The following is an 8,635-nucleotide window of genomic DNA, read 5'->3' on the forward strand; positions in this document are numbered from 1 at the left end:
GTAAAACCGTAGCGAATTCATGCCATGCCGCCATCAGGTCCAGCCGCTCTCCCGTATGCCCTTGCGATTGCCTCGCTGACGCTTGCGGGCGGGCAGAGTGCGCTTGCGGATTCGAAGGTCGGCGTTGCCGCCGCCGTGAAGAACGATGTGCGCGGCAAGAGCGGCGCGCTCGCGGTCGGCAGCTCGGTCTTCGCCAACGAGCGGATCCGCACCGGCGACGCCGCGACCGCGCAGCTCATGTTCCTCGACAAAACCGTGCTGAATATGGGGCCGAAGGCGGAATTGCTGCTCGACAAGTACGTCTACAATCCCAATCGCGGCACCGGCCAGGTGGTGGTGAATGCGGTGCAGGGCTCCATGCGCTTCGTGACCGGCTCGCAGAATCCGACCAATTATTCGATCAAGACCCCGGTCGCCACGCTCGGCATTCGCGGCACGATCGTCGATCTCCAGATTTCACCGCTTGAAACATTCATCGGCGTTCTTGAAGGCACGCTCACGGTGCGCCTGCTGGACGGATCGCTGATGACCGTGAATGCCGGTCAGTATGTTGTGATCGCTGCCAACGGCACCAAGAAGGCCAGCGGGCCCTACAAGGGCAATGGCGCGACCCATCCCGATTTCCCCGATTACATCCGCATCGACGAAATCAACCAGCTCAATGCGATCGATGCGCGGAACTTCGTCGCGCCGAAGCCGAGCTGCCAATACACATTCTATTGCGGCGGGTTATGACCGGCGTTTCGGCGTAATCGGCGTCAGTTGTCGCAAATCTTTATCGCGTCGCCCGCATTGATGGCGCCGCCCGCTGTGACCTCGGCATAGACCCCGCAATCCATGTGGCCGAAGGTCTGCATCAGCGTCTTCGGAATTTCCAGATCGCGAATGCCGGTCAGCGGCTCGACGTTGGTGGCGGCGCAACGCACGATCCGTTTCACCACCTTGAGCCGCACTTCGCCGATCGCGAGGGTCTGTCCGAGCAGCCCGAATTCCTCCCAGGCCGGCCAGCCTTCGACATGCAGGTTGCCGCGAAAGCGTAACGGGTCGACCGGCGCGCCAACCGCGTTTTCCACGGCGGCGACCGAGGCGAGGTTGATGATCGAGACCACCTTGGCCGCAACGTCGGAAAAGCTGTGACCGTTGCCTTGCAGGATTTTCGGCGCGCCGCGCAGTTCGTCCGCGCTGTACCGGGCGAAAAATTCCTCGATCGCGGCACGGCCGTCCGGCGTTCGTAGATCGCCGCGGGCGGCCTCGGTGCCATTGAGGCTGATGGAGAGGGTGTGACCTTGCACGTCGTAACGGGTGTCGAGCGCGGCCAGCCGCTCGTTCCGCATCAGCATCAGGAAGCGCTGCTTCGGGAAATATTGCGGGGCCTTCGGGTCGAAGCCGGACGGACCGTTCTCGATCGCATAGGCCCGGTCGGCCGGCAGCGTCTGGCCGGGGGTGAGGGAGACCTGCGCCATGCGCTCGGGCGAGAGCCCCTTCACCGGGTAGCGATAGATCGACTGGATGCTCGCGGTCATGCGGATGTGTTAGCGGGCGCGTACGCGGAATTCCACCAGCCTCTTCCCGGACGCGGTGCAAGTCTGCCTCTTGACATTATAGGAATAAAAGCATATGTGGTGTCCACCTCGCTCATGAGGGGCGTCAACCGGTGACGTCTGTTGATGGAGCGGGGTGCGGCGCCTGCGGGCCGTGGTTCGTCGCCACGGCACTCGGGCTGCATGGGGGCACCGCCCGGGGTCACTAGGGACCCCTGCCGGGAGCCGGCTGACGCCGTGCGCAGATCAAGGCGCATGGAGGCAAAGCGCGGCCCCATGCCGGAAGGAAAACGCCGCCAGTGATGCGCCGTGAGGCGGCCGCGCGCTGGCAACAGCGTGTGGCGTATCAGGAATGCCCTGCGTCTTTCGGCGCATCATTCCCCTCGATTGTCTTCACGGCGGGCCCGCGCCGGTCAAACAACAGGGCCGGCGGAGCTTGGCCTGTCGTCATTGCGAAGACTGCGAGGCGGGGAGACACGACCCGCCGGCCGGTAACGCCGCAGCAACATTTTTGGCGGAACCTCCTTCCGCGCCAAAGACCGCATTCCTACATCCGGTCTGCGGATGCCCGTCCGGGGTCCGCCGGAATGTCCCTGTATCGTGATCCACCGGGTTTGAGGCGGATCATGGCGCCGGGGCCCAGATGCTCCGCAGGTGCCTCCTGAAGGGCCGCGGATCAGACCGAGGGAGCGACATATGGATTTTGAAAAGTACACCGAGCGTGTGCGCGGCTTCATTCAGTCGGCGCATTCGCTGGCCCTCCGCGAGGGCAACCCTCAATTCACCCCCGAACATCTGCTGAAGGTGCTGCTGGACGATCCGGAAGGATTGTGCGCGGGCCTGATCGACCGTTCGGGCGGCAATTCCAGACAGGCTTTGACCGAGGTCGAAGCGGCACTGAAGAAGCTGCCGAAAGTGTCCGGCGGCGGCGCCAGCCAGCCGCAGATGACGCCGGGACTGGCGCGCATTTTCGATCAGGCCGAGAAGGTCGCGCAGAAGGCGGGCGATTCCTACGTCACCGTCGAGCGGCTGCTGCTCGCCTTCGCGATGGACCGTGACAGCGACGCCGGCAAGATCCTGCAGAAGGCGGGCGTCACCGCGCAGAATCTGAATGCGGCGATCGAGGCGATCCGAAAGGGCCGCACCGCCGACACCGCGACCGCCGAAAACGCCTATGATGCATTAAAGAAATACGCGCGCGATCTCACCCAGGCGGCGCGCGACGGCAAGCTCGATCCGGTGATCGGCCGCGACGAGGAAATCCGCCGCACCATCCAGGTGCTGTCGCGGCGGACCAAGAACAATCCGGTGCTGATCGGCGAGCCGGGCGTCGGCAAGACCGCGATCGTCGAGGGCCTGGCGCTCCGCATCGTCAATGGCGACGTGCCGGAATCGCTCGAGGACAAGAAGCTGCTGGCGCTCGACATGGGCGCGCTGATCGCCGGGGCGAAATATCGCGGCGAATTCGAGGAGCGGCTGAAATCGGTCCTGACCGAGGTCGGCGGATCGGACGGCCAGATCATTCTCTTCATCGACGAGATGCATACCCTGGTCGGCGCCGGCAAGGCCGACGGGGCGATGGATGCCTCGAACCTGCTAAAGCCGGCGCTGGCGCGCGGCGAATTGCATTGCGTCGGCGCCACCACGCTCGACGAATACCGCAAGCATGTCGAAAAGGATGCCGCGCTTGCAAGGCGGTTCCAGCCGGTCTTCGTCGAGGAGCCGAGTGTCGAGGATACGATCTCGATCCTGCGCGGGCTGAAGGAAAAATACGAGGCGCATCACAAGGTGAAGGTCGCGGACGCGGCCCTGGTCGCGGCGGCCACTCTGTCGAACCGCTACATCACCGACCGTTTCCTGCCCGACAAGGCTATCGACCTCGTCGACGAGGCGGCGGCGCGCCTGCGCATGCAGATCGATTCCAAGCCGGAAGAGCTCGACAATCTCGACCGTGAAATCGTGCGGCGGAAGATCGAGCAGGAGGCGCTGCGCAAGGAGAAGGATGCAGGCTCGAAGGACCGGCTGAAGAAGCTCGAAAAAGAGCTGGCCGATCTCGAAGAGGAGGCCGACGCGCTGACAGCGAAATGGAAGTCCGAGAAGGACAAGCTTTCCAAGACCGCCGACCTGCAGAAGGAACTCGACAAGCTGAAGAACGAGCTCGCGGACGCGACGCGCCGGGGCGACTATCAGCGTGCCGGTGAACTGCAATACGACAAGCTTCCGAAGCTGGAAAAGCAACTGAAGGATGTCGAGGAGCAAAGCGCGGCGGGTGCCGTGCTGTCGGAAGAAGCGGTCACCGCAAGTCACATCGCCGGCGTTGTGTCGCGCTGGACCGGCATTCCGGTCGACCGGATGATGGAAGGGGAACGCGAGAAGCTGCTCAAGATGGAGGAGCAGATCACCAAGCGCGTGATCGGGCAGAAGGAGGCGGTGCAGGCGGTCTCGACCGCGGTGCGCCGCGCCCGCGCCGGGCTGCAGGATCCGAACCGGCCGATCGGCTCGTTCATGTTCCTGGGCCCGACCGGCGTCGGCAAGACCGAATTGACCAAGGCGCTCGCCGAATTCCTGTTCGACGACGAGCATGCGCTCGTGCGCATCGACATGTCGGAATACATGGAGAAGCATTCGGTCGCCCGACTGATCGGCGCGCCTCCGGGCTATGTCGGTTACGAGGAGGGCGGGGCGCTGACCGAGGCGGTGCGGCGCAGGCCCTACCAGGTGATCTTGTTCGACGAGATCGAGAAGGCGCATCCGGATGTGTTCAACGTGCTGCTGCAGGTGCTCGATGACGGCCGGCTGACCGACGGGCAGGGCCGTACCGTGGACTTCCGCAACACGCTGATCGTGATGACCTCGAATCTCGGCGCCGAATATCTGGTCAACCAGAAGGACGGCGAGGATTCGGACGCGGTGCGCGACCAGGTGATGGCGGTGGTGCGGTCGAATTTCCGGCCGGAATTCCTCAATCGCGTGGATGAGATCCTGCTGTTCCACCGGCTGCGCCGCGAGGACATGAGCCGCATTGTCGATATCCAGCTGCAGCGGCTGCTGAAGCTGCTCGACGATCGCAAGATCACCATCACGCTCGAACCGGCGGCGCGAGAGTGGCTCGCCGACAAGGGCTACGACCCGGCCTATGGCGCGCGCCCGCTCAAGCGCGTGATCCAGAAGAACCTGCAGGACCCGCTCGCCGAACTGATCCTGTCTGGCAAGATCAAGGACGGTGACGCCGTCAAGGTGTCGGCCGGCAAGAGCGGACTGACCTTCAACGGTCAGGGCGTGAAGGAAGCGGCGTAATCGCGTGCGATCCCTCTCCCTGCGCTTGCGGGGAGGGGGACGTGCGCCGAGCGCTTCGCCTCATTCGCGCGCGGGACGCGACGGTTTGGTTTTGCCGCTCTTCGCCGGTTTTTTGGTCCCGAACAGGCGATCGCCCGCGTCGCCCAGTCCCGGCACGATATAGGCGTGATCGTCGAGCTTTTCGTCGATCGACACCGTGTAGATCGGCACGTCCGGGTGCTCGCTTTGCACGAGATCGATCCCGGCCGGGGCCGCGAGCAGGCATACCAGCTTCAGCGTTCTCGCGCCGGCCCGTTTCAGCCTGGACAGGGCGGCGACTGCCGAATGCCCGGTCGCCAGCATCGGATCGACCACGATGACATGCCGCTCCGGCAGCGATCGCGGCATGTTGAAATAATACTCGATCGCCTCGAGTGTCTTTGGGTCGCGGTACAGACCGATATGGCCGACCCGCGCCGAAGGCGCAAAGGACAGCATCGCATCGACCATCCCGAGACCGGCGCGGAGCACCGGCACCAGGCACAGTTTCTTGCCTGCGAGGACCGGCGCCCGGACGCTTTTCAGCGGGGTCCTGATCTTGCGATCGGTCAAAGGCAGATCGCGCGTCGCCTCATAGAGCAGGATCGGCCCGATCTCGCGCATGACCTGCCGGAATTCGGTGGTGGTGGTGGATTGCTTGCGCAGCAAAGTGAGCTTGTGCTGCATCATCGGGTGATCGATGACGGTGACGGCGGCCGTAGTGTCGCGATTGACGGGCGACGTGCCCGCTGCCTTCTTAGAAGCTGCCTTCTTCGAACCTGCCTTGCCTCGCATGTTTTCCGTCCGGTGCTCAGCGGGTGTCACGTCCGCTCCGACCCGACGGGTCTGCAAAAATTGGGCCTGCAGGATGCGGTGTGCCGATGAGCGACTGCGGCGGACGTTAAGCCACGGGAGCGAGAATGCGACCGCGTTCGCCCCGGTCAATCAGCGTGCGGCTGTGCCGGTCTGCGCGACCCGTGCGCCGCCACGCGCCATCATGCCGTCGATGCGTTCGCGCTCTTCCTCGAACTTCGCGAGGACACGGTCTTCCAGCACGCGGCCGCGCGGCAGCCGGATACGCATTGGATCGACGAAGCGGCCGTTGACCATGATTTCGTAGTGGAGATGGGCGCCGGTCGACAGGCCGGTGGAGCCGACGAAGCCGATCACCTGTCCCTGACGCACCTTGGCGCCGGGCTCGATGCCACGGGCATAGGCGGTCATGTGGCCATAGGCGGTCTCGTAGCCGTTGGTGTGCCGGATGCGGATGTATTTGCCGTAGCCACCCTCCCAGCCGACCTTTTCGACTTCGCCATTGCCGGCCGAGTAGATCGCGGTGCCGTGCGGGGCAGCCCAGTCCACGCCGGTATGCATCTTGGCGTAGCCCAGGATCGGATGGCGGCGCACGCCGAAGCCGGAGCGCAGAATGCCGTCTGAGATCGGTTTGCGGACCAGGAACTTCTTCGCGCTTTTTCCGGTCTCGTCGTAATAGTCGACGATGTTGTCGTCGGGAGTCTGGAAGCGATAGAACCGCCGCGGCTCACCGCCGACGGTGAGCGCGGCGAACAGGACGTCGTTGCGGGTCTCGACGCCGGAAGGCGATTCATCCTCGCCGGCATAGAGGACGTCGAACGAGTCGCCCGGCTGGACCTTGCGCTGGAAGTCCACGTCGTAGGAATAGACGCGGATCATGTCCTCGATCACGGCGCGCGGAATCTGGTTGCGCAACGCGGTCTCGTAGATGCTCTGATAGAGCCGCACGCCGCGGCCATCGTCTTCTTCGTCGTCCTCTCGCGCCTCGGCAACCGCTGCGGTATTCATCGCCGCGACATCGACAGACACATAGCGTCCAAGATCGGACAGTGCGATCACCGCTTCGACCGCGACATCGTTCGCGACGATGACGCGGGCAGGCTGTTGCCGGCTGGTTCCGGGGACGGTCGACAGCAGAATTCGCAGCCGCTGTCCCTCTTTCAGTCCGTTGTCGCGGCCGCGGAAGCCGAGCGCCGCGGCGATGGCGCGGATTTCTTCCGGCAAGGCGCCGAGTTCGCGCAGGATGCTCGAGACGTTGTCGCCCTTCTTAACGACGATCGTGCGCTCGTTGGCGGCGCTGGCCGCGGTGCTGCTCTTTGGAAGCAGCGTTATGTTCTCAGGGACAATGCGGGCCTCGAACCCGGCATAGGGATCGGGATTGCCATCGGCGGCGTAGCCGAGCGCGCGTGTTGTCGGCGCCAGGCCAACCACCTGATAGCGGGCGTTGGTATCGTTGGAATTCCAGTTGGCGGCTTCGCGTACGGTGGCGAGGACCTCGTCCATCGGCACCAAGCCGGCGATCTTTGCGCGCGGCAGGATGGCAGCGAGATCGCGCTGTACGAAAGACACTTCGGCGTCGGGTTCTGCCGCCTCGGCGGTGTCGGCGTTCGGCGCCGGAGCGTCGGAATCCGCCAACATGCGCTGCGGATTGAAGGGCGGGACGTTGGCCGACAATTCGGTGACGGCCATTGCCAGATTGGAGGACACGCGCACGAACGGGCGCACGCGTACGACTTCGCGGTTGCCGGCTCGGCTGGTCATTGAAACGCGGATGACCTGGCGGGCCGAATTGGTTTCGCCGGCCGGCGGCAGCCGGTCTGCTTTTCGCGGACCGGAAGAGCGCTCTGCGATCGCGCCACGCAAGGACGTTTCGGCCCGCTCGGGCGACGCCGCGAAGTGAGCCTCGCCATCGAGGGATGTGAAAACAGCGCCGCCCATCAGGGCCGCGCCGCACAGGCCAGTCAGGATCGTGCCGGAAAACCACTGGGCAGAGACACGACGGCGGTCGATCGTCATGCCGGTGCCGCCGTCGACGGACAGCGGCGGCTCATTGCCGAGATCGATACGACCGATCTCGTTCCTTGGCCGGTGTGCCGCACGGCTGCCGTGGTCCAATACGCCGTCCCCCTCAACGACGTGCGCGCCACCTGTCAGGCGCGCCGCCGGCACGAATGGTTAGCAGGTATTAACGCCCCCGACAGCGAATCCGACCGGATTTCAGGCGCGGCACGATGCCGTTGTGAGAAAGACGCGTCAATCCGCGCCTGTCACCCCCTCACACCAATCCGGATTTGGCCCCCGTCGGCTGCGCGAATACTCCCCAAGCCGGTCAGAACGGCCGAGGAATGTGGCCTGAGTACGGCGCAGCGCCGAATTAGCTTGCAGAATCAAGGGCGCGAGCCCATTTGTTGAAAACCGCAGCCGGTTCCGGCTCGCTGCGATTTTTTTCGTTGTAATCGTGTTGACACGAAAAGGTCGCCCGAATATATACCCCCTCACTGGCGCGGCGCACTGCCTCGGCGTGACGGCGGGCCTTTCGAAGCATCGCACTTTTAAATAAGTGACAAAGCTTCCGATCAGTTGTCGGGAGCTTAATTGCTTCGCCGAAATTCCTCCCCGGTTTCCGGGGTTGGGGCTCTCGAGCCCCGGGCTGTTTGAAAAGTGAATCGGAAGAAAGAGAAACGTGGACGGCGGAGTCCTTGCGGGCCGCTTCCAAGTGCATGCTTCGGTATGCGTGAGGTTGCGGCCAAGTGAGAATATTCGGCGGTCTACGTTTCAAGGTACATCGTAACTGGTCGAGCGGCCGAGCAATCGGTTGTGAGATCAGGTGGATGGACCTCGTCAAAGATGGCGTTGCGAAAGCAACACCAGCGAAAACGTGTGATCAGCCGAGATCAAAATCTCATGAAACTTGAGAGTTTGATCCTGGCTCAGAGCGAACGCTGGCGGCAGGCCTAACACATGCA

The 8,635-nt window shown here is 63.8% G+C and carries 5 protein-coding genes; 2 read left to right on the top strand and 3 right to left on the bottom strand.

Annotation, left to right across the window (positions count from 1 at the left end; all coding sequences use genetic code 11):
* Nucleotides 1-24: 24 nt before the first annotated feature.
* Nucleotides 25-735 (top strand): FecR family protein, encoded by a 711-nt coding sequence (locus AC5I5I_RS19720; RefSeq protein WP_495975794.1) that lies wholly within the window; start codon nucleotides 25-27, stop codon nucleotides 733-735.
* A gap of 23 nt (nucleotides 736-758) precedes the next feature.
* On the opposite strand, the gene AC5I5I_RS19725 is transcribed toward AC5I5I_RS19720, so the two are convergent.
* The gene (locus AC5I5I_RS19725; RefSeq protein ID WP_495975796.1) at nucleotides 759-1,523 is read right to left on the bottom strand and encodes an MOSC domain-containing protein; all 765 of its coding nucleotides are present in this window, start codon (nucleotides 1,521-1,523) and stop codon (nucleotides 759-761) included.
* Nucleotides 1,524-2,237: 714 nt separating this feature from the next.
* On the opposite strand from AC5I5I_RS19725, the gene clpB reads away from it, so the two are divergent.
* Nucleotides 2,238-4,838 carry an ATP-dependent chaperone ClpB gene (gene clpB / locus AC5I5I_RS19730; protein WP_495975798.1) on the top strand — a complete coding sequence of 867 codons (2,601 nt, stop codon included), beginning with the start codon at nucleotides 2,238-2,240 and terminating at the stop codon, nucleotides 4,836-4,838.
* 60 nt (nucleotides 4,839-4,898) lie between these two features.
* On the opposite strand, the gene upp is transcribed toward clpB, so the two are convergent.
* On the bottom strand, nucleotides 4,899-5,651 hold the full coding sequence (upp, locus tag AC5I5I_RS19735) for a uracil phosphoribosyltransferase (RefSeq protein WP_495975800.1): 753 nt from the start codon (nucleotides 5,649-5,651) through the stop codon (nucleotides 4,899-4,901).
* 150 nt (nucleotides 5,652-5,801) lie between these two features.
* A complete protein-coding gene (locus AC5I5I_RS19740) occupies nucleotides 5,802-7,784 on the bottom strand; it encodes a peptidoglycan DD-metalloendopeptidase family protein (RefSeq protein ID WP_495975802.1) in 1,983 nt (660 codons plus the stop codon).
* Nucleotides 7,785-8,635 lie beyond the last annotated feature (851 nt).

Source organism: Pseudorhodoplanes sp., from assembly GCF_059499825.1.